Annotated in this window: 20 protein-coding genes and 3 tRNA genes; 6 read left to right on the top strand and 17 right to left on the bottom strand. The window is 43.9% G+C overall.

What is annotated here, in order from left to right; translation table 11 throughout:
* Positions 1–157: 157 nt before the first annotated feature.
* Positions 158–1,504 (bottom strand): hypothetical protein, encoded by a 1,347-nt coding sequence (locus MK127_05405; protein ID MCH2532227.1) that lies wholly within the window; start codon positions 1,502–1,504, stop codon positions 158–160.
* 77 nt (positions 1,505–1,581) lie between these two features.
* Positions 1,582–1,657 (bottom strand) — tRNA-Arg (locus MK127_05400).
* An 80-nt stretch (positions 1,658–1,737) separates the two neighbouring features.
* Here MK127_05400 and MK127_05395 point away from each other — a divergent pair.
* A complete protein-coding gene (locus tag MK127_05395; protein ID MCH2532226.1) occupies positions 1,738–2,382 on the top strand; it encodes a hypothetical protein in 645 nt (214 codons plus the stop codon).
* Here the strand turns inward: MK127_05395 and MK127_05390 are convergent, their stop codons facing one another.
* The 4 genes from MK127_05390 to MK127_05375 form a co-directional block, all read right to left on the bottom strand.
* Positions 2,383–2,706 (bottom strand): Rieske 2Fe-2S domain-containing protein, encoded by a 324-nt coding sequence (locus MK127_05390; GenBank protein ID MCH2532225.1) that lies wholly within the window; start codon positions 2,704–2,706, stop codon positions 2,383–2,385.
* Positions 2,707–2,726: 20 nt separating this feature from the next.
* On the bottom strand, positions 2,727–3,470 hold the full coding sequence (locus MK127_05385; protein ID MCH2532224.1) for an SDR family oxidoreductase: 744 nt from the start codon (positions 3,468–3,470) through the stop codon (positions 2,727–2,729).
* Positions 3,471–3,555: 85 nt separating this feature from the next.
* A tRNA-His gene (locus tag MK127_05380) sits at positions 3,556–3,631 on the bottom strand.
* Positions 3,632–3,676: 45 nt separating this feature from the next.
* A complete protein-coding gene (locus MK127_05375) occupies positions 3,677–5,203 on the bottom strand; it encodes a leucyl aminopeptidase (protein MCH2532223.1) in 1,527 nt (508 codons plus the stop codon).
* A gap of 127 nt (positions 5,204–5,330) precedes the next feature.
* Here MK127_05375 and MK127_05370 point away from each other — a divergent pair, with 127 nt between their 5' ends.
* Positions 5,331–5,729, top strand: coding sequence for a GNAT family N-acetyltransferase (locus tag MK127_05370; GenBank protein MCH2532222.1), 399 nt, complete (start codon positions 5,331–5,333; stop codon positions 5,727–5,729).
* On the opposite strand, the gene MK127_05365 is transcribed toward MK127_05370, so the two are convergent.
* The 8 genes from MK127_05365 to rsmH all read right to left on the bottom strand — a co-directional run bounded on the left by MK127_05365 (position 5,726) and on the right by rsmH (position 13,081).
* Positions 5,726–6,586: a DegV family protein gene (locus tag MK127_05365; protein MCH2532221.1), complete on the bottom strand. Its 861-nt coding sequence runs from the start codon at positions 6,584–6,586 to the stop codon at positions 5,726–5,728. The genes MK127_05370 and MK127_05365 overlap by 4 nt on opposite strands.
* Positions 6,587–6,600: 14 nt before the next feature.
* Positions 6,601–6,861, bottom strand: coding sequence for a YggT family protein (locus tag MK127_05360; protein ID MCH2532220.1), 261 nt, complete (start codon positions 6,859–6,861; stop codon positions 6,601–6,603).
* Positions 6,854–7,663 (bottom strand): pyrroline-5-carboxylate reductase, encoded by an 810-nt coding sequence (gene proC / locus MK127_05355; GenBank protein MCH2532219.1) that lies wholly within the window; start codon positions 7,661–7,663, stop codon positions 6,854–6,856. Before proC ends, MK127_05360 begins: the two co-directional genes overlap by 8 nt.
* A gap of 58 nt (positions 7,664–7,721) precedes the next feature.
* Positions 7,722–8,735: a 4-hydroxythreonine-4-phosphate dehydrogenase PdxA gene (gene pdxA / locus MK127_05350; GenBank protein MCH2532218.1), complete on the bottom strand. Its 1,014-nt coding sequence runs from the start codon at positions 8,733–8,735 to the stop codon at positions 7,722–7,724.
* A 184-nt stretch (positions 8,736–8,919) separates the two neighbouring features.
* A complete protein-coding gene (gene nrdR, locus MK127_05345) occupies positions 8,920–9,519 on the bottom strand; it encodes a transcriptional regulator NrdR (protein MCH2532217.1) in 600 nt (199 codons plus the stop codon).
* Between the two features lie 219 nt (positions 9,520–9,738).
* Entirely contained in the window at positions 9,739–10,821 is a 1,083-nt protein-coding gene (gene ftsZ / locus MK127_05340) for a cell division protein FtsZ (GenBank protein ID MCH2532216.1), read from the bottom strand.
* Positions 10,822–10,929: 108 nt separating this feature from the next.
* Positions 10,930–12,198 (bottom strand): cell division protein FtsA, encoded by a 1,269-nt coding sequence (gene ftsA / locus MK127_05335; protein MCH2532215.1) that lies wholly within the window; start codon positions 12,196–12,198, stop codon positions 10,930–10,932.
* A 10-nt stretch (positions 12,199–12,208) separates the two neighbouring features.
* The gene (rsmH, locus tag MK127_05330) at positions 12,209–13,081 is read right to left on the bottom strand and encodes a 16S rRNA (cytosine(1402)-N(4))-methyltransferase RsmH (protein ID MCH2532214.1); all 873 of its coding nucleotides are present in this window, start codon (positions 13,079–13,081) and stop codon (positions 12,209–12,211) included.
* Positions 13,082–13,464: 383 nt separating this feature from the next.
* Between rsmH and MK127_05325 the strand changes: the two genes are divergently transcribed.
* Entirely contained in the window at positions 13,465–14,649 is a 1,185-nt protein-coding gene (locus tag MK127_05325; GenBank protein ID MCH2532213.1) for an alanine--glyoxylate aminotransferase family protein, read from the top strand.
* Here the strand turns inward: MK127_05325 and MK127_05320 are convergent.
* Genes MK127_05320 through MK127_05310 form a run of 3 tightly spaced genes read right to left on the bottom strand, consistent with a single transcriptional unit; the run spans position 14,646 to position 17,209 of the window.
* Positions 14,646–15,428, bottom strand: a complete 783-nt coding sequence (locus tag MK127_05320; protein MCH2532212.1) for a class I SAM-dependent methyltransferase — start codon at positions 15,426–15,428, stop codon at positions 14,646–14,648. The two genes, MK127_05325 and MK127_05320, sit on opposite strands and share 4 nt — an antisense overlap.
* A 16-nt stretch (positions 15,429–15,444) precedes the next feature.
* Positions 15,445–15,615, bottom strand: a complete 171-nt coding sequence (locus tag MK127_05315) for a hypothetical protein (protein MCH2532211.1) — start codon at positions 15,613–15,615, stop codon at positions 15,445–15,447.
* 1 nt (position 15,616) lies between these two features.
* Positions 15,617–17,209: an L-lactate permease gene (locus tag MK127_05310; GenBank protein ID MCH2532210.1), complete on the bottom strand. Its 1,593-nt coding sequence runs from the start codon at positions 17,207–17,209 to the stop codon at positions 15,617–15,619.
* 92 nt (positions 17,210–17,301) lie between these two features.
* Here MK127_05310 and MK127_05305 point away from each other — a divergent pair, with 92 nt between their 5' ends.
* The 3 genes from MK127_05305 (at position 17,302) to MK127_05295 (ending at position 20,131) form a co-directional block, all read left to right on the top strand.
* Positions 17,302–19,134, top strand: coding sequence for a bifunctional homocysteine S-methyltransferase/methylenetetrahydrofolate reductase (locus tag MK127_05305; GenBank protein ID MCH2532209.1), 1,833 nt, complete (start codon positions 17,302–17,304; stop codon positions 19,132–19,134).
* A 56-nt stretch (positions 19,135–19,190) separates the two neighbouring features.
* Positions 19,191–19,266: transfer RNA gene (locus MK127_05300), tRNA-Ala, on the top strand.
* A 58-nt stretch (positions 19,267–19,324) separates the two neighbouring features.
* Entirely contained in the window at positions 19,325–20,131 is an 807-nt protein-coding gene (locus MK127_05295; protein ID MCH2532208.1) for an alpha/beta hydrolase, read from the top strand.
* The last annotated feature ends 47 nt before the right edge of the window (positions 20,132–20,178 follow it).

The raw sequence follows: 20,178 nt of genomic DNA, 5'->3' as shown, positions 1-20,178 counted from the left end.
GTCCTTCTTCCACAACGACCATTAGTTGCATCGGTTTATCTGGATATCAGTGCGTAAGCAAGCACCAGCAAAACAGTGCCTTCAACACCTAGCAGTAAGATCCACTCACGACGCTTGTTGGGTAGATTTACTGGAATCCCACGCCATTTTATTGTCTTCATTTCTTGAGTTCCCCAGTGCATAGGTCCCATTTTTGAGTAGGGAAATATCTGATAATTAAATCGTATAACTCAGGATCATTCTCCTTGATCCATTCATGCGTGTCGTGCGAATTCTTAAATCCTTCCATGTCCATTAAATAACCTTCAACTGTCGTGGCCCAGTACTCTCCAACGTAGTGTTGTATACCTTGTTCTTCGCCATCCTGAAGGTGCTGCGTATAGTTGGTGGCAAATATTCCCTTGTCGATAGCTGACAGCGCAAGGTCATGTATTCGCTCATAGAAATACAACTCGTTTATTTGCTCAAAGACAATACCGTTAAGTGAATGAACTAATTCATGCATAACAGGGTCACCACCCCGATCTGGATTTCCCGGGTAACACAACCACTCTGCGTTGGCAGTCATCGCAGCATCAGTGACTCCCATTGACATTCCGCCCGGCTCGTCTTCACCTTCGAATTCTGGTAGTTCAGAGGTTGTGCTTCCTGAACCTGGTCCAAACAAAGATATACGGACGTTGTTCTCTTTAAGAATGTCGTGAAACTCTGGTCGAGCAGAGAGCATATAATTCACACGATCATAGGCAGCCAGCATCGCACGAGCTGGTACTTTTTCTCCTCCTACAATAATGACTCCTGATGCTGTTATATATTTCGTATAGTGTTCAAGGCCGCTGGGACTAGGTGCCTTGATTACTTCACGGCCCGTTTCAATGTATGGGAATGATTCCCATTTTGAAGCATGCGCCGGCCAGCTGGTTCGCCAGTTCATTAATTTGGAATGGGCGAGTACCGCGTTCCTTAAGGTATCTCGGCCATGGAATGTTTCACATACGGTAACTACATAATTAACGTAGTCTTCCCAAAAGTACTCAGGATGTGATCCGAAAGAAATCGATTCGAATTTTTTAGGGACATTGCTTGAAACATCTTGCAAGAACATTTCGAAGTACCAAGTAGTAAATGGCCCGTTTCTCATGACTTTATCGCCATCTCGAAATGTATATGTTTCGTTACGAGCGACGTCCCAACTTTTATCTTCTAAATCCTTAAAATAGTCTATTATCGGTATTTCGACTGTCCCATAAAAAGGGTCATTCGTGCAATTCTCGCCCCATAATTTCACCTTATCTGAGTACTCAACTTTTACACCTAGTTCGGGTAATGATACCGAAGGTGATTCCTTTGCTTTAATCTCGATTTCAGATGAAGGCTTAGACGTATGGTTTTTGGTACTTGAGATGCTCTCTTCATTGTCCGCACCACTTCCGCACGCAACAATGCAACCCATGATGGTGATGAGTAATACGTAAAATAAATAATTAGTTTTGTTGTTTTTCATATCCGGATCAGATTAAGGACTTTAAATTTCCTGAGCGATAGTAATTTGGGTTCCCTTAGCGATTTGAATCTAAAAAATGGCCCGCCAGAAGGGACTCGAACCCCCGACACTCGGTTCCGAAGACCGATGCTCTATCCACTGAGCTACTGGCGGTACATCAATTCTACTATTTTTGCTAGTTTCTAGTCACATTTATTGATAAACTAAACTCAGTATTTATTAGGAGCCGTCTTTTGGTACAGCAAGAAATCAAACGCGATGACCCTTTAAAGCGTGCTACGGACGCAGTACGCGAAGAAGATCTCGAACACATGCTTTTAGATATTGATGATTTGCCTAGCGAGCTAACCGGATTTGAAATTGCGAGAGAAGGGATCCTCGACAACACTACGATGGCAGATCACGGCTTTCCAGGTCAGACTGTAGAATCAATTGGAGCTCGTGGCAGGATCACAGGGTATGTACGCGAATTTGCTCCGGAAGAACTTGAGACTGCTCTTGATGGAGATTTGATAACTGTTGGCACTGTGATTCATTTATTTGAAACTGATAACGGCCCATCTGAATGGATTGATGACATCTTCCTTAAAGAATTCTTAGGAAGTGTCGGGAATTTGAACGATAACGGGCACGAGCTTATACACGCAGAACAGGTTGAACTCTCAGGCTTTTACGGCAAATCGGCGTCCATTTTTGCAGTTCATGAGATTCCCAACGGTACTCTTGGTTCTACGATTGTAGATTTTTCAATCGGTCGACTATTGGGAGTAACCTTTGTTGTTACCCTAGGGGAAACCCAAAATTTGGAGCTAGCTAAAGACTTGGCACTCTCACTGGAGCGCCAAGTTGTGAGTGTTGCTCTTGGCTCGACGTACTAATTAGTTTTTCTTGGGTCCGATAGTGACCTCATCGCCATTAACTGTCACTTTGTATACCGGCAAAGGGATATCAGCAGGAGGGCAAGTTACCTCTCCAGTTAAAACGTTGAAACGCGCTCCATGGCAGTCGCATTCAATCTCATTGTCTTCGTCGATCGCGCCATAAACTAGGTCGCAATCTTCATGAGTGCACAAATTATCGAATGCTATAACTTCCCCATTAAGTTCAGTTAATACGATTTGATTTTCACCAACATCGACAAGTTTCAACTCACTGGGTTTGATTTCATCTCGCCTAGCAACTTTTTTGTATTCCTCGGCCATCTCTACCTCAATTCATCTGGCTAGACTATGGAGCTGCCACCATCGTTTTGGAGCGTCTGGCCATATAAGTGCCTTGCATCATCACTTGCAAGGAAAAGCGCGACGCTAGCCTGTTCTTCTGGGTAGCCCGCTCTTCCCCCTACTAAGTTATTTGAATGACGATCCTCGAAGGCAATCTTACCTCCAACTTGAGATCCGGTTTGGCCTGGGGCAATCGCGTTAGTACGTATTCCATATTGAGCTAGTTGAGCAGCCATATCCATGGTAAGCACAACAATTGCTCCTTTTGCCATGTCATACGCTACTCTTCGTGTGTTTCCTTGGAATGCGGAGCCTGAAGAGAAGTTAACTATGGATCCACCATGCCCTTGCTTTACCATTTGCTCGGATACATATTTGCAGGTGTAGTAAGTGCCATTCATAGTCACATCAATCACTCGATGGTATTCATCATTTTCAAGTTCAAGCATCGGTGAACGATCTGAGATGGCAGCACAATTGATAAGAACGTCGATTTTCCCATAGTGAGCGACTACTTTAGCTACCATATTTTGGACATCGCTGACTTTTTGGACCTCGCCGGTGACGTACATGCATTCACCGCCTTGCTCAGCAACTTCTTCTGTTACAGCAGCAGCCCTATCCTCATCTAGGTCAAATATTGCGATTTTCGCACCTTCTGATGCAAAAAGCTTAGAAGTGGCTCTGCCTATATTTCGACCACCGCCGACAATAACTGCAACCTTATTCTCTAATCTTCCCATGAATTTCCTCCCTCTCGGACAACTTGTCTTTTTTGTTGAGCCAGAGTTTAAGTCAACTCAGTAAAGGCTGAAAAGACTGAATAAATGGGGTGAGCGGAGGGAATTGAACCCTCGATCTCCTGGGCCACAACCAGGCGTCTTAACCCCTCGACCACGCCCACCAAGAAATGAAATGTTATAGGTCTTAAATCGCATGGTCAAACTTATTAGGATGTTTGTGCTAGGTCTTCAACTAATTTGATTAAAGTTCGAGTGGGTACTCCAGTTGCTCCTTTGATCATATGCCCGGTTGTTTTTTCTGATAAAAATGTACCTGCTATATCCAAATGCGCCCACTCGACGCCTTCAGTGAATTCCCCGATAAATAAAGCTGCAGTAATACTGCCGGCAGGTCTTCCACCGGTATTCTTCACATCAGCATAATCTGAATGGTTCTGACGCTTATATTCTTCGAATAATGGCAGTTGCCACATTTTTTCATCAGTTGATTTTGATGCACTTAAGACCGCATCTACAAGCGTTTGCGAAGTACCCATTACACCACTAGCTACATGCCCTAATGCAATTACTATCGCACCTGTGAGTGTCGCGATATCTACAACCCTCCTGACATTTTTAGTGTGGCGTATGTAAGAAATTGCATCAGCAAGTATCAGCCTGCCTTCAGCATCCGTATTATCGACTTCAATCGTCTTTCCATTCATCGCACGGATGATATCGCCAGGGCGCTGTGCGGTACCTGACGGCATGTTCTCAACAGCAGGTACAACGCCATATACATTTATTTTTGGCTTTAATTCAGAAATACCTTTCATGGCTCCAATTACAGAAGCTCCGCCACTCATATCACCTTTCATTTCCCACATGCTTGCACTTGGTTTAATTGAAATTCCTCCGGAATCAAAAGTTATCCCTTTGCCCACAAGTGCAATATTATTTTCAGGATTTTCCGGGTCGCCTAGATATTCCATTATGATAAGTTGAGGTTCATTTGCTGATCCTGCGCTTACCGCAAGCATTGCACCCATCTCGTTTTGCATAAGGTCTTCGCGTCCAAGTATTTCAATCGGGATACCTGCCTCCAGCGCCATTGCGGACGCCACTTGCGCCATTTTTACGGGATTGACCACGTTAGCAGGTTCGTTAACTAAGTTCCTTGCTAGCAGTGCGCTTGTGGAAATGACCGTTCCTCTCACCACGCCTGCTTTTAATGCGCTTATTCTTCCTTCGTCCTGCTCTATTAGGGTGAAGCTTTCCAACGATTTCTCGTTTGATGATGATTCGCTTTTTTTGCTTTGATAGTTCTTGAATTCATAAAGCCCCAGAGTTACCCCTTCAGCGATTGCTTGAGCTGAATCACTAGTATCCAGCTGGCCAATCCCCGCACCGTGCGTTATCGATGCAGCGTGCTTAATTCCTTTTTGCCTGAGATATCGAGCAGCATGCCCAGAGATAGAACGGACTACAGATGTGGAAAATTTCTCTCGCTTTCCTAAACCCATTATTAAAATGCGCTTAGCAGGAATCTTCCCTAAAGTATGGATTAATGTGGATTCCCCAAGCTTCCCAGTAATTTCTTTTTCTTTGATTAGTTCTGAAATAGCACCCCCGAGCGCTTTGTCTATCGCACCAGTACCACCCTCAGGTGACGCAACACCTTCAAATAAATTGACCACGATGGCGTCAGAAGGGCTTTTGGTAATGTCGCCCTTCTCTACATTAATTACAGTCATGAAACCCTCTTCTGAAATTGATGAATATATTATTTAATATCGAATGCTAGGATTCTAATTTGTCTGTGTCAAACAATAAGGAACATCTCCTATTTTGTCTAAATTAAGATTTGAGGTTATTTAACTAATGACAATTTCCTATAGCCTAGATTTAATTCCCGAACCTAAGGAAGTTGCGGAGCTCTTGATAGAGGGCGGATTTTTACGCCCTCTCGAAGATCTTCAGCGTGTACAGCGGATGCTAGATCATGGCAATATCACGGTCACAGTTAGAAATAACAATCGACTAGTGGGTTTTTGTCGAGCGATTAGTGACGGTTCATACTACTGTTTAGTTGCTGAGGTTGTAGTAGCGATTGAATCAAAAGGTCAGGGTATAGGGAAGAGGATGCTCGATTTGGTACAGCAAGAGGCTGGAGAAGAAGTTAATTTGGTATTAACGTCATCTGAAGAAGGTGAGCCATTTTATGAGCATTTAGGATGGGAGCGTGTGGAAAGGGCCTTTAGACTTAAAAGAAGGCGCTAATGCTTCGAGATCGGAGAGAAGGCGCATCCTACTAATCCATTACCGACATGTGCTCCAATTACAGGAGTTAATTCAGTAATAAACAACTCTTCAAAATCGATTTGAGAACGGAGCTTGTCAGATAAGCGGATAGCGTTTTTTAAATCATCTGAATGCATTACTGCTCCAAAAGCAGGGGCATCACCTATGCTCGTTTTGGCAACAGTTACCATGTGATTTAGAGCTTTCGAAATACCTCGATGTCGTGAAACCATCTTAATTTCTCCAGAAGAGAACTGAACTAAGGGCTTAATATTAGCTAGATTGGATATCCATTTATATATATTTGGAATTCTCCCGCTTTTGGCCAGGTAATCCAATGAGCCGACGCATCCAATCATGCTATAAGAATCCTTAGTTTCCTGTAGATTTTTTACGATAGAGTCTAAGCTTTCACCACGCTGTGCCTGCCGGGCGCAAGTTAAAACCATCAAGCCTTGTGCCAGCCCTGCCGTCTCCGAGTCTATTAGTTTTATTTTTACCCTTGCCAATTTGGTTGCTGCAATGTCAATTGCCTGCTGGGCACATGTGTAGGTGGCACTTAATTTTGAAGAAAGACTTATGCATATAATCTCATCGTATTGGTCACTGGCTTTTTCGAATGCTTCTAAAAAGGCTTGAGGCCTAGGGGCAGAGGTGGTAATAGCCTTCTTTTGAGTTGAGATTATCCGATAAAATTCCTCAGCATTTAAATCAACCCCATCAATGTATGAACACCCGTCGAAATGGATTTCAAGTGGCGCTATGAAAATAGGTAAATTTTCAAAAACTTGTTTAGGTAGTGAAATATTGGAGTCTGTGACTATGGCTAAAGCCATTACAATTATTCCGTTTAAAGAACCCGATTAATCCAAGCACTTAGTACGCGTAAGATTACGAAAGCAATCAAGGGCGCGAGATCGATTGAACTGAACACAGGTACAACTTTTCGGATAGGGGTTAGAAGAGGTTCTACTAATTGGCCTAAACTTATATATATACGAGCTACTGTTTGCCCGCCAATTCTTGCAGTTATCAGCCATGAAAGTATGACATAAGCTAGAAGCGCATACGTCATTACGTTGAGAAGTGTTAAAACAATTTCTTTAATCATTTGGTTTTCCTAGTTCTTTGGCGCGATTTAGCGCAGCTTTTGCGGCGTTAGCAACAATGTTTTCGAGTCCTCCGTTTACAAGCTCTGGCAGTGCAGCCGCTGTAGTACCACCGGGAGAAGTGACCATTTCTCTAAGTTTAGAAGGACTGTGCTCGGATATTTTAGCTAAATTGGAAGATCCTGCGAACGTTTCTTTTACAAGAGTTTCTGCCATTTCAGAAGGCATGCCTATAGAGATCCCTGCGTTGATTAAACTTTCAATAAATGCAAAAACATACGCAGGTCCGCTTCCCGAAATAGCAGTCGCCATGTCGATAAAATCTTCGTCTTCTACAAACCACTCACTACCCAATGTGGACAATAGGGTTTTAACATATTGTTTATCTTGCATAGGCACATTTTCAGTTGCGGTCCAGACTGACATTCCTTGCCCAATCTGAGCAGGAGTATTGGGCATAACTCGAACAACCCGATCATGCTGCAAGCCGTTAACTAGCGAATTTATTGTAATTCCTGCAGCAATTGAAACTACTGTCTGGTTTTGGTTAAAAGAACCACCAAGATCAGAATATACTTGCGTGATTTGCTGGGGCTTTACTGCTAAAACTACTAAACCTTCGTACGTCTCAGTGTTAATTCTTTTATTACTAACATTAATGCCATATTGATGGTTTAAATAGTTTATACGTGTATCTAAAAGCTCGGTAACATAAATATCGGCGGCGGAACAAATTTCACTAGCTAATGCCCTGCTGAGCATTGCTTCTGCCATGACACCTCCGCCAATAAATGCTACTCGCACTTTCCCCCCGTGGTTTTAGATCCGTTTGCACTGGGAGTATACCAGCAACCTATTTTGATCATTTTGCGCCAGGCAAAATAGAAGTGCTGGCAACTTCTGCGGCATAATTAATGGCTTCAATCATTCCTGTAGGATCGGCAATCCCTTTTCCTGCAATGTTAAATGCGGTGCCGTGATCTACGGACGTTCGTAAAAAGGGAAGGCCAATATTCAGGGTCAAGCTTTCGGCCCAGTTATGCATTTTTACCGCAATGTGCCCCTGGTCGTGGTACATGGCAAGTACTGCTTCGTACTGGCCTTCGACTGCCTGACCGAAAACAGTGTCGGCAGGAATTGGGCCAAACGCTTGTATTCCATTTTCTACCGACGCTTGAATTGCCGGGGAAATTTCGTCGATTTCCTCTGATCCAATAAGCCCACCTTCGCCACCATGAGGATTTAATGCAGCAACTCCAATTCTAGGGGAAGTGAAGCCATAAGATTTTAGAAAAAGGTCAACCATGCCTATGGCTTCGGTAATACCTTGCTTGTGGACATAATCAACGGATCTAGCGAGAGAATGATGAGTAGTTAAATGTACGACTCGAAGATTGGTTGTTATCAGCATCGTGAGAACCCTGGCTACTCCAGCAAGGTGTTGGTAAATTTCCTGATGCCCGAAATCTTCGTACCCGGCAAGACGAGCAGCCTCCTTACTTATCGGTGCGGTCGCAATTGCGTCAACTTTTCCAGATAAGGCTAATTTTCCTGCAGTTCGTGCCCATGATACCGCTGCTTCACCAGCTTCATTCGAGATCTCTCCAAACGGAAGATGTACTAAATGTGGGTTATCAATTGGAGATATCACTCCAATTTTGCCATTTGGCAATGATTGATCAGCACTCTCAATAAGTTTGGCTTGTAATGAACTTTGTAGTCGTTCAAATTCACGATTTAGCACATCTACCGAACCTATAATTATTGGCGTCGCGAGTTGAGAGATAGATTCACTTGAAAGCGCTTTAGCTACAACCTCAGGCCCAATACCAGTTGGATCTCCTAAAGTGATTGCTATACGAGCTTTTGAAATCATTGGAGCTCCTTTGTTTCGAATTGATATAAAGGGCGGGCCCCGTGATTCCCACGGGGCCCGTTGGCCCACTCCCGTGGCGCTTCGGAAGGGGCCTGCGGAGGAGGGTACGATGGACATCTCAGGGGAGATGAGTGTCCGGGACTCCGAATATCGGAGGATTATTTTTATTTATTGCTACGGATAATTACTCTGTATCATCCGTACTTGCGTTGTTCCTATCTTTCTCATTCGGAACGTTTATGCTCGGTTTTCTACCTCGACGCGCTTTTGGCTTTCGAGGTATAGCAAATTCATTAGGAATGAGTTCAAGTTGACTAGACGAAGTATTAGCTGAGACATCATTAATTTGGTATTGCTGAATTTCTTTGATAAAACCATCCAAAGTATCGAAATCCCTGTAGACACTTGCGTAGCGCACATATGCAACAGGGTCAATTTCTCTGAGCCGAGCAAGCGTTGTCTGCCCGATCACAAACGCTGGGATTTCATTCTTGCCAAGTGCTTGAAGATCGCTTTCAATGTCTTCGACTAATTTTTCTAAAGTACCGCCAGGTAAAGGACGTTTGACACAGGCAAGGCGTACGCTTCGAAGTAATTTCTCGCCATCAAAACTGTCTCGCCTCCCGTCGCGCTTGACTACCTGTAACGCTGCGCTTTGCAAACGTTCGTAAGTTGTGAATCGGCTTCCACACTCTGAACATTCTCGACGCCTTCGTATTTCTTGACCTGTATCTCTAGAGTCTGTAACTCTACTGTCTGGTGCATTACATTTGGGACAACGCATTTTGACCACCCGCCAATGGTATATAGGCAATTGTTTTCATTAATACTTACAATATAGTGTATTTTAAAGTGCAACGGCTACTAGATAAGCCATTCAAATTTCATATGGAATTTATCACTTAAGGGGATAGTCACGTCAAGAGGTAGTTTGAGGAGATATGAATAGGTTATAAAAAAAGGCTGCCTTTAAAGCAGCCTTTTTTTATAACTCTGTATCGATCTAACTGATCAAGCTGTTACGGTTTTCTCTGAGGAAAGGAGGAAGGTCAAGCTCTGCTTGCTCTCCGAAAGCACCTCTAAGAATTTCTGCTATACCGTCGTCAGGCAAATTTGCTGATTCTATAGTTGGTAGTCCCGTAGCTATGATGGTTACTCTAACTTCCTCAACCATCTTCATGTCCGTTACCATTCCAAAAATAATATTTGCTTCTGGGTCAACAGCTCTTGAAATTACATCAGCCGCTTGCTGCACTTCTTTCAAAGTCATATCTGTCCCGCCAGTAATGTTGAATAGGACTCCCCGCGCTCCTTCTATACTTACATCAAGCATTGGGCTATTAATTGCGTTCTGTGCAGCCTCGATAGCACGATTTTCGCCTTGAGCTGCACCTATCGACATCCATGCTGGGCCTGCACCGGTCATAATAGTTTTGACATCTGCGAAATCCAGGTTTATTTCTCCTGGAGTAGTGACTAACTCAGCTATTGATTGGACGCCTTGGCGCAATACTTCATCGGCCATTTTAAACGCTGTATCTGCTGTTACAGTTTCGTCACACATGCTAGTTAGCTTGTCATTGGGAATTACTAATAATGTATCAACATGTTCTTGAAGTCTTCTTAAGCCGTCATCGGCGTTTTTTTCACGCCTCCTGCCTTCAAAACCGAATGGCTTGGTCACTACTCCAATAGTAAGAGCCCCGGTCTCTCTTGCTACCTCAGCAACTACCGGTGCGGCACCTGTACCTGTACCCCCTCCCATACCTGAGGCAATGAAAACCATGTCTGCTCCACGAACTGCTTCGTAGAGTTCCTCACGTGATTCTTCGGCTGCAGCTTTCCCAATTTCAGGATCACCTCCAACACCTAATCCGCGTGTCAGCTTGTCTCCTACTCTAATTTTCACAGGAATATCTAATCGAAGCAGATGCTGTGCATCTGTATTGACCGCTAAGTATTCAACTCCTGCAACACGTTCACGGTACATGCGGTTGACGGCATTTGAACCACCGCCGCCTACACCAATAACCTTCACTTGTGCCAATCCAATTTGTGGATCTCTAGAGCTATCAAATATATCCATTACCATAAGTACAACCCCTTTTATTTACGCTTCTATTGAAAGAAAGCTTTATGTATTCCTTACGTCGCTAGGCAGGATCCCCGGCTACTGAGAACCTGCTTTAGTTGATTACACGTTTATTTGTGTTGGTTGCTCCATTTCTAAGCGAGCTACTAGACGCTTAGCATGCAATGTCACTCTTTCTGACATTTTTATTGAGGGTACAAAAGTACCTGCATGCTTGTGTTTTAATGTCCACAGTAATAAACCGATAGCGGTCGAAAAACTTGAATGCTCCAATTCCCCCGGCAGGCCCAAAGCGTGTGATGGCGCGCCTAATCGGACAGGGCATTTACCTTGCTCTGCAACAATCTCAATAATTCCAGGTAGTGCTGCACTCCCTCCAGTCAGCACGATTCCTGCAGGCGGTAAATGCTTAAGCCCAGTTTCTGCAAGTTTATGCATGATCATTCGAGCAAGCTCTGTTGCTCTGTCTCGTATAAGTCTGTTTAAAGCGAGTTGTGAAACGAAGCGGGTATGACCGCCTAAGCCTGTTTCAACCTCGATGGCTGCTTCATTGTCGACACCTTCAGTTAGCGCGGATCCATAATTGACTTTTGTAGACTCTGCAATTGAAGGTAAAAGCCCTAACCCAGTAACAATATCGCTTGTGAAATGTTGACCAGCTACTGGGATTGCATTCGTATACCAAATTGAACCGTTTTTATAAACGACCATATCGGAAGTCCCACCCCCGATATCAACCAAAATTACTCCAGTTTCCTTTTCGTTTGCAGTTAATACTGCCTCAGCGCTAGCCAGGTGTTCTAAAACCATTGATTTGATTTCAATACCTGCGGATCGTATAACCCTTGCAAGTGATTCGAGTGGCTCAGAATCACCTACTACAACGTGAGATTCTACACTGAGCCTAGAGCCCTTGATTCCTACTGGATCTAGTACTTTTGTGACCCCATCTACAACGAAGGACCTAGGAATGATCTGGACTAGTTGCTGCCCAGGTAGGCTAGACCCTGCAGTAGATTTGAGTAACGTGTCCACATCGTCTAGAGTGAAAGACTTAGGCTGATTAATTTTACTATTACTGGTAAATGAACCTTCTGCGTTGGCGCAAGATAGATGAGCTCCAGTTACGCCAATATGGGCTGAAGACAAACGCTTTCCAAGTAAAGACTCGGCGTCTTTTACAGACGCGGAAACGCTTTGCTTGAGGAGGTCAGGTTCTACAACGAGCCCTTTTTGCATGCCTTCTGAACGGGAATGACCTGCTGCAAGTATTTCGATACCTCCAGGTCCCATGCGGCACACCAAAGTGGCAACTTTAGTGGTCCCGATGTCTATAGCCGTATAAATTCTTTCTTTTTTGCTCACTACCATAAATCTTTGCCTACACTCTCTCTGCGACTCGCATACGTGCGCTTCTGCTGCGCCTGTTGTTTGAAATTTCTTCAGGCTCGGGCTTCAGAACTTTTTTGCTTAGAGGCTGGAGGTTTTGATGGGCAAAAAACTTTTTTATTTCCCGATCCTCTAAAGAGTGGTAAGCAATTGTTACTAACCTACCTCCAGTTTTGAGAATACTTACAGCTTGATCTAGCCCAGAGCGAAGGTTTTCGATTTCGTTATTCGTAACAATTCTCAGCGCTTGAAATGTTCGAGTTGCAGGATGAGTTCTACCTTTTTTGTAACCAGCTGCCTTAGCAACGATTTCTGCAAGCTGAAGGGAGTCTTCAATTGGCCTAGAATTAACTATTGCACGTGCAATTCGGCGTGATTTTCGCTCTTCACCAAATTCATATATCAGGTTTGCTAAATTTTGCTCGCTAAGATCATTTACCAATTCAGATGCGGTAGTTCCAGTAATACCGAACCGCATGTCGAGTGGAGCAGACCGGCGGAAGCTAAACCCCCGGTCCTCTAAGTCAAGTTGCCTTGAGGAAAGCCCTAAGTCGAACAAAATTCCGTCAACTGGAATAAAGCCGTTCTTGTGTGCTAATGAAGCAACGCTTCCAAAATTCGCATTAACAGCAACTATTCGATCACCATAATTGTGTAAGCGATTCATGGTTTGTTGAATTGCTTCAGGATCGGCGTCGATTCCAAGCACTGCTCCCGCGGGTGAACTTTTAGCTAAAATTTCGGAAGTGTGCCCACCATCGCCAAGCGTGCAGTCTACATATTTACCACCTGGGCAAACGTTTAGACCACTCACAACCTGCCTAAGCATCACAGGTGTGTGATGAATGCCATCTAGCTGTTGCATTCGGTAGAACTCCTTTTCTACGAACAACCAAATATCAAGACATATAAAAATTTAGTCATTGTTTAAAACTTTTACAATGCATTTGGTTAGCAATTCAACGACTTTTATTATGTTCGATTTGGTTGGATGCAACAGGCGATTACCATTATAGTTGTACTGATTATAAGCTGAGGACGCTACTACTACGGACAGTACGAAATACATTTGCTACTACTATGAGTAGTTGATTTTTTAATTTTTGTTCAAAAAATATAAAAATTAATACAATGGGATTTACCTCTAGGTACATGCTTGAAAGCAACGAAAAGTGTAACGATACGCTATGCTTGTTATAATGCTTTGAATTCCCAAATATACGTTGTGCTACTAACTGTGAGTAAAATATGACACAAAATATCGGCTTATCATCACCTCCAAATCGCCTCCTATTAGGGGCGGGACCTTGTAACGTACACCCTCGAGTGTTGCAGGCCATGAGCTCATCTCTTTTAGGCCATTTAGATCCACACTTTCTTGGAGTTATGGACGATGTCCGTAGCAAACTGCGGTATGTATTTAGAACTGAGAATCCTGTGACTATACCCATTTCAGGGACTGGGACCGCCGGAATGGAGGCTGCAATAGTTAACGTTATAGAGCCCGGTGACACATTTGTGATGGCAGCAAATGGTTATTTTGGCCAAAGGCTCGCAGATATTGCTGAACGAAATGGAGCTAACGTGGTCTTTGTAGGTCATGAATTTGGAGAAGCTGTCGACCCTGCTCGCGTTAAAGAGGCACTAGCAACTTCTGGGAAGGTTAAAGCAGTAGGTATAGTTCATGCGGAAACTTCGACAGGGGTAGCTAGTCCTATAAAAGAAATAGCCGATATTGCTCACGAAGCAGGAGCATTGCTAATTGTGGATGCGGTGACCTCTTTGGGTGGAGTCGAATTGCACGTTGATGAATGGGGAATTGATATTTGCTATAGCTGTACACAGAAATGTATCGGAGCACCTCCAGGTCTTGCTCCTTTTACAATGAGTCCTCGCGCAATGGAAGTAGTAACCAATAGGAAATCTAAAGTCAGAAGCTTTTACCTTGATTTAACAGAATTAGGAAGCTACTGGGACCGAAGAGCCTATCATCATACAGCTCCCATTTCGATGATATATGCGCTTCAAGAGGCCCTTACTTTGGTGACAGAAGAAGGAATAGAAAATCGATGGCTGAGGCATAAACGTAATGCAGCTGCACTGCGCTCAGGATTGAACGCAATGGGACTTAGCATTGTTGCAGACGCATCTATTGCTCTTCCGAGTGTGACAACCGTCCGCTCACCGGATAGTGTCAATGAAGCGGATGCAAGGAAATTCCTTCTTGAGAATCATAATATTGAGCTTAGTGGAGGGCTTGGACCCTTGGCTGGGAAAGTATGGCGGATTGGAATGATGGGTCATAATAGTACGGCAAACAACGTTCTTATGGTGCTTAGCGCTTTAGAAGAAGCATTGGCTTCACAAGGGTTTGAAATTAATTCAGGCTCAGGGGTTGCAGCCGCACAAAGATCCTTGAGGAATATCGATTAAATTTTGATTGCTCGAAGATTAATAACGGGCCAGGAAAAATTAATCCCGTTTTCTTGAGTCCCTTTTATGTTGAAGGCTTCTTTCGCTTCAAGGGGTGCATTTTCTAATGCTAGGCCTAGCTTCACCGCCTCAGCGTCGTCCATGCCTGCCCGCTGAGTCCAATCAGGGTACTCTAAAAGCACTTCTGAAATTACTTCTACTTCAATTTTTAATCCAGCCAAATTAGCTAAGGTCTGCCATTCAGCGAGTGAAAAATTTTTGACGTGTGAAGGATCTCGCCAAATTTCTATCTCATGCATCCAATCGGCCGCTTTTTGATTTACTGGAGAAATAGTATCGATCACAATTAACTCTCCACTCTGGGAAAGTACGCGAGATACCTCATTCATCCAATCTTTAACGTTTACAAAGTGGTGTGATGCAGTTCTGCATGTGATCAAATCTATTGAATCATCAGCGTATGGTAGAGATTCGGCTTGCACCAACATCATTTCTGTATCAGGCGCACCTTTATCTATGCGCAAAGTCCTTACCTGTTCGAGCATTTCTGGTGTGATATCAGTCGCAATTACCCGTGCACATTGCGGGGAAATATCGAACGCTGTAAAGCCAGGGCCTGCACCGATGTCGACTGCAGTTTGGTAGCTCCTACCAGAGAGATAGGAGGCCGCAGATGCAAGAGCATTGGATTGAGTGTGTGTTTTACTGTTTTTATACGATTCCGCTAGGCGTCCAAATTGGCTTTGAGCGGATACCTTGGGTTCTTGATTAGAATTCATTTAGTACCACTCAGTCTTAAAATACTAGCCAGGCTATGATCGCTGTAATAGTTGCTACTACTAGCCCTGCCATTGTCACTAGAGAGCTTTCTAGAGTGACAGGTCCCATGTATAAAAGAGGAAAGCTGATTAAAGTTCCTACGAGCACTAAGTGACGTAATTTTTTCTTCCAATTCGCAGAGATCATATTACCTTTCCCAGTTTGGCATTAGTTCAATGATAAGTATGGCTTCAATCCCCGCAAGCAATACCAACGCCAATATATACGGTATTACAATCTTAAATATATCTCTTTCTTTTCCAGCTAATCCGACTACAGCTGCTCCTACAAGAACTTTGGCAGGAGCCATGGGACTTCCGACAGATGCGCCGATCGACTGAATGCTGGAAATAGTAACAGGGCCGATTCCTAAGGCATTCGCAGTTTCAAGTTGCAATAAGCCAAACATTACATTGGAATTTGTGTTACTTCCGCTCATAAATGAGCCTAGTAGCCCTATGAATGGTGAAACTAACGGAAAAACTGGGCCCGAGACATTAGCAATGCCTTTTGCAAGTAATACGGTCATACCTGAATCTGCCATAACCACAGCCATCATCACCATGGTTGCAACACCTACTGTTGTTCCCAGGCATTGGTTATAAGTTAGTTTTAACGACTGCCACGCTGCCCCTTTTTGCCACCTGCCTGCTACGAGGTAAATTGCTGCACTAAACAATACTGAGAATGCGATGAGTGGAGCAGGGTGATTGAGGATTCTTATAGGCGCGTAACTTTCTACTGCTGGAACAATGAAGCCAGAAGATGTTGCAAAACTTGGGTAATCAAGTCCCCATCGGATGTGAGTAACAGCCTCTTTAATGATTGTTATTTGGGAGATGACACTTAAGCCAATAAGAAGGATATAGGGCATGAATGCGAGAAGGAAGGACATGTCTTCAGGAGAGGTCGTTTTCTTTGCTTCAATATTTTTATCATCGGCTGATTTCAAAGATAACGGAGTTTTGGAAAGTACCCCAATAATTATCATGCCCAAAACAGCTGGGACGCTTGATGCAATTTGAGGCGCGCCTATATTTGCTAGCCAGTACATACTAACGGCCATGGCGCTACCGGCAATTATTACCACAAAAAAGCTGCGCCGGACTGCATAAAATCCTCCAAAAATATGAGCTACAAGAAACCCGCTCAAGATTATGATAGGAGCAAATAGCAGCGCCATATGAGGTGCTATCACGCTACCTTCAATTCCTGTAACGAGTTGAATAGTGTAATAGGAAGACCCCATTGAACCAAAAGTTACAGCCCATCCATGTCCGACCAAGGCCATGGCGGCAGCTCTGGCAGGTTTAAAGCCGAGCATGATCAAAAGGGGGGCAGAAACTGCTACAGGAACACCAAACCCAGTTATGCCCTGGATGAAACTAGAAAATCCCCATCCCACTAACAAGGCCTGCATAAGCTTGTCTTCGGTTAACCTTGCCATAGTTTGGCCTATGACGTTAATTCCTTTTAGTCGATCAACTAGATTGAACATATAAACAGAGGTCCAAACAATTGTGAGGACGAATACAGAAAGACTGAGCCCTTTAGCGGTTGCAATTGCCACATGATCAGTATTGCTGCCAAAAACAAAATAAGACAGTACTGCAGCAAGTATCCATGCTGCTGCACCAGCTTTAGGTGCTCCCCAATTTCGCCATAAAATCGCTACTACAAGTATCACGACTGGCGAACTGGCTAGGAGCCAATTGGTAAGGCTTAAATCAGGACCATTCATAGGGTTTAACTCTCAAGTCCGAGCAGCATAGTCCCTCTATTCAATACTCGCAACGCACTATGCAGCAATTTAACTGTACAATTAAGTTCCATATGGGTAATTCATCATTAATCGAACGACTATCGAGAGGTTCATTACTCTCTGATGGAGCTATGGGTACGCAACTTTACGCCCAAGGTATTACAGGAGTGCCTATAGAAGCTGCGAATTTGGAGAGGCCTGAAATTGTTAAGGCTATTCACCGTAGCTATTTGCAGGCAGGATCAGAGTTAATAGCTACTAATACTTTTGGGGCAAATTCATCGCGATTGGCCAGTCATGGTATTTCATCGCAAACTGAAGAATTGAATCGTACGGGAGTTGCTTTAGCACGTGAGGCTATACGATTGAATGGTCAACAGGCTTGGGTTGCTGCCGCAATGGGACCATTGGCTGTCGATTCTTTTGCCGCGGAAATTTTAGGTTCTGCTGCCGCGCATAATGTTTTTGCCGAACAGGCATCAATTCTGTCTGAATCAGGCGCAGACGTATTGATACTTGAGACATTTACTTCTCTCACTCAACTAAGGTTAGCTTTGGATGCAGTGCGTTCCGTCTCCAACCTTCCTTTGATGGCAACGCTAACATTCAATAATGATGGATTGACTCCTGCTGGGGATACACCTGAAGAAATCGCCACTACTCTAAATGAAAGCAGCCTACTTGCTATAGGAGCTAATTGTAGTATTGGCCCTGATTTACTTAGAAGTGTTATTGAAAGAATGGCTCAAAATACCAATCTCCCTTTAATAGCGCAGCCAAATGCAGGGCTTCCTTCGTACGTCGACGGTCAGCTTCAATATACTGCAGAGTCATCTTATTTTGCTGAAGTTTTAAAAGACATTGCATATAGCGGAGCAACAATCCTTGGAGGATGCTGTGGTACTACGCCTAAGCATATTTCTTCTGTAAGAGACGAAATAAAAGGAGTAATACCTCAGCGTACGTTTGCAAAAATACCGAAAGCACCCCAAAAGCATTCCAAGCATGAAGATGAAGGCAAGCCCGCTACAGGACTTGCAGAAAAGATTGCTAAAGGTGAGTTTGTAGTCACTGTAGAACTTTCACCACCAAGAGGGTTTGATATAAGCGACACTGTTGATAAATTGCGCGGTATTGCAGGTCACATAGATGCGGTAAATGTCGCTGATAGCCCCCGCGCACAAGGGCGTATGAGCGCGCTTGCTACCGGGAGCCTGATTCAATCAAAACTCGGAATAGAATCAATAATGCATGCTGCCATAAGGCACAGGAATCTTCTTGCGTTACATTCTGATCTTCTAGGTGCTCATGCTCTGGGTATTCGCAATGTATTCACTGTAATGGGAGATATTCCACAGAGCGGTGACTACCCTCAAGCAACAGCAATATCAGACGTTACTGCGTCAGGGCTTATTCGCTTGATGTCCGGATTCAATAACGGTGTTGATGCTAACGGACGGGAAATAGACTCCCCTACTTCTTTTTTCATTGGAGCAGCGTTTAATTTCAATGCACCCGACATAGACCGAGAGCTTAAGGTTTTAGAGAGAAAAATAGCTGCAGGTGCTCATTTCTTACTGACCCAGCCTATATATTCGATGGAACAATTCGATCGAGTCTATTCAGTTTTGGGCAAATTCCCTGTTCCTGTGATTTTAGGAGTTTTACCTTTAAGAAATACCCGCCATGCGTTATTCTTGCACAACGAGGTCCCAGGTATTTTCGTGCCTAGCGACATAGTAAAGCGCCTAGAGCAGGCAGGTGATAAATCTGCATCTATTGGTATAGACATTAGCAAGGAATTATTACAGGAGCTCTCAGGTAAAATCGCAGGAGCGTACTTCATGCCTCCTTTCGAAAGATTTAGTGTAGTGCAAGAGACACTAGAAGGTTTAAACCTGTAGATTTTTCTGGCCTAACGATTCTCAGCAATTTTCGTTATACTTAGCGGGTACAGTGTGGGGCCGTAGCTCAGTTGGGAGAGCACCGCCTTTGCAAGGCGGGGGTCAGGAGTTCGAGCCTCCTCGGCTCCACCATATATGATTTTCTATTGTTCAAAGTTCCTACACCTTCCTTGGAGAAAATTTTGTGAGCTTGCCTAAAACTTGGGTAGAGAATTACGCAGATATGAGTCATGGGAGAACACGGTACTGGGAAGCTGGATCTGGGTTCCCGACAGTTTTGATCCACGGCGCAGGTTGGACCAGTGGCTGTGAAACGTGGGTGCGAAACATTGGCCCTCTTTCTGCGAGCCTACATGTTTATGCCATCGATTGCCTTAATTGGGGCCTTGGCGATATTTTTCTTCAGGATTTTTCATTCGCCTATCTTGTAGATCATGTTCGTGAATTTTTGGATGTGATGGGAATTGAGAAGGCTAATTTTATTGGTCATTCTATGGGCGGATGGATCGTTACGTTATTGTCGTATGAGAGCCCGGAAAGAGTGAACAAAGTGATCAACGTGGCTGGCGGCGGTACATCAACTCGTCCCCTTCAGAGCATGGTCGAATTTAATGTACCTACTGAAGTGCAAATTAGAGAACAATTTATACATCGATTTCCGGAAGGAACAGTTGAAATTGATGAATTGGTAGCAACTTTTGTTAAAAAGAATTCTCTGCCTGGCCATGGAGAGGCATTCGCTGGTGTCATGAGGCACATGACTAACCCTGACACAAGATTAAGGTATAACACGTTGCGCAGAATGCCACTTATAAAAGCTCCTACATTGGTTTGCTGGGGTACCGACGATCAAGTGAATGATTACGAAATGGGCAAACTTACAGCGTCTAGCATTCCCGGAGCCCGCTTAGAGACATTTGAAGGAATAGGCCACATGCTTCCTCAGCAGTCTGCTGAAGAATTCAATAAAACGGCACTTGAGTTTTTTACTACTTAACCTAGTCATTTATAAAATCACACGCAAGAGAAAATGAGGCTGCTGGA

The organism is Dehalococcoidia bacterium, assembly GCA_022449765.1.
Lineage (GTDB): Bacteria > Chloroflexota > Dehalococcoidia > Lucifugimonadales > Australimonadaceae > UBA2963.
This window is presented reverse-complemented; position numbering and strand designations above follow the sequence as displayed.

Bases quoted from the DNA above. Each gene is read 5' to 3' on its own strand.
- MK127_05320 (MCH2532212.1), bottom strand. From the start codon at position 15,428: ATGAATTCTAATCAAGAACCCAAGGTATCCGCTCAAAGCCAATTTGGA.
- nrdR (MCH2532217.1), bottom strand. From the start codon at position 9,519: ATGCGTTGTCCCAAATGTAATGCACCAGACAGTAGAGTTACAGACTCT.
- MK127_05390 (MCH2532225.1), bottom strand. From the start codon at position 2,706: ATGGCCGAGGAATACAAAAAAGTTGCTAGGCGAGATGAAATCAAACCC.
- MK127_05315 (MCH2532211.1), bottom strand. From the start codon at position 15,615: ATGATCTCTGCGAATTGGAAGAAAAAATTACGTCACTTAGTGCTCGTA.
- pdxA (MCH2532218.1), bottom strand. From the start codon at position 8,735: ATGATTTCAAAAGCTCGTATAGCAATCACTTTAGGAGATCCAACTGGT.
- MK127_05405 (MCH2532227.1), bottom strand. From the start codon at position 1,504: ATGAAAAACAACAAAACTAATTATTTATTTTACGTATTACTCATCACC.
- ftsZ (MCH2532216.1), bottom strand. From the start codon at position 10,821: ATGGATATATTTGATAGCTCTAGAGATCCACAAATTGGATTGGCACAA.
- MK127_05305 (MCH2532209.1), top strand. From the start codon at position 17,302: ATGGGTAATTCATCATTAATCGAACGACTATCGAGAGGTTCATTACTC.
- MK127_05370 (MCH2532222.1), top strand. From the start codon at position 5,331: ATGACAATTTCCTATAGCCTAGATTTAATTCCCGAACCTAAGGAAGTT.
- MK127_05325 (MCH2532213.1), top strand. From the start codon at position 13,465: ATGACACAAAATATCGGCTTATCATCACCTCCAAATCGCCTCCTATTA.
- rsmH (MCH2532214.1), bottom strand. From the start codon at position 13,081: ATGCAACAGCTAGATGGCATTCATCACACACCTGTGATGCTTAGGCAG.
- ftsA (MCH2532215.1), bottom strand. From the start codon at position 12,198: ATGGTAGTGAGCAAAAAAGAAAGAATTTATACGGCTATAGACATCGGG.
- MK127_05360 (MCH2532220.1), bottom strand. From the start codon at position 6,861: ATGATTAAAGAAATTGTTTTAACACTTCTCAACGTAATGACGTATGCG.
- MK127_05375 (MCH2532223.1), bottom strand. From the start codon at position 5,203: ATGACTGTAATTAATGTAGAGAAGGGCGACATTACCAAAAGCCCTTCT.
- MK127_05365 (MCH2532221.1), bottom strand. From the start codon at position 6,586: ATGGCTTTAGCCATAGTCACAGACTCCAATATTTCACTACCTAAACAA.
- MK127_05385 (MCH2532224.1), bottom strand. From the start codon at position 3,470: ATGGGAAGATTAGAGAATAAGGTTGCAGTTATTGTCGGCGGTGGTCGA.
- MK127_05310 (MCH2532210.1), bottom strand. From the start codon at position 17,209: ATGAATGGTCCTGATTTAAGCCTTACCAATTGGCTCCTAGCCAGTTCG.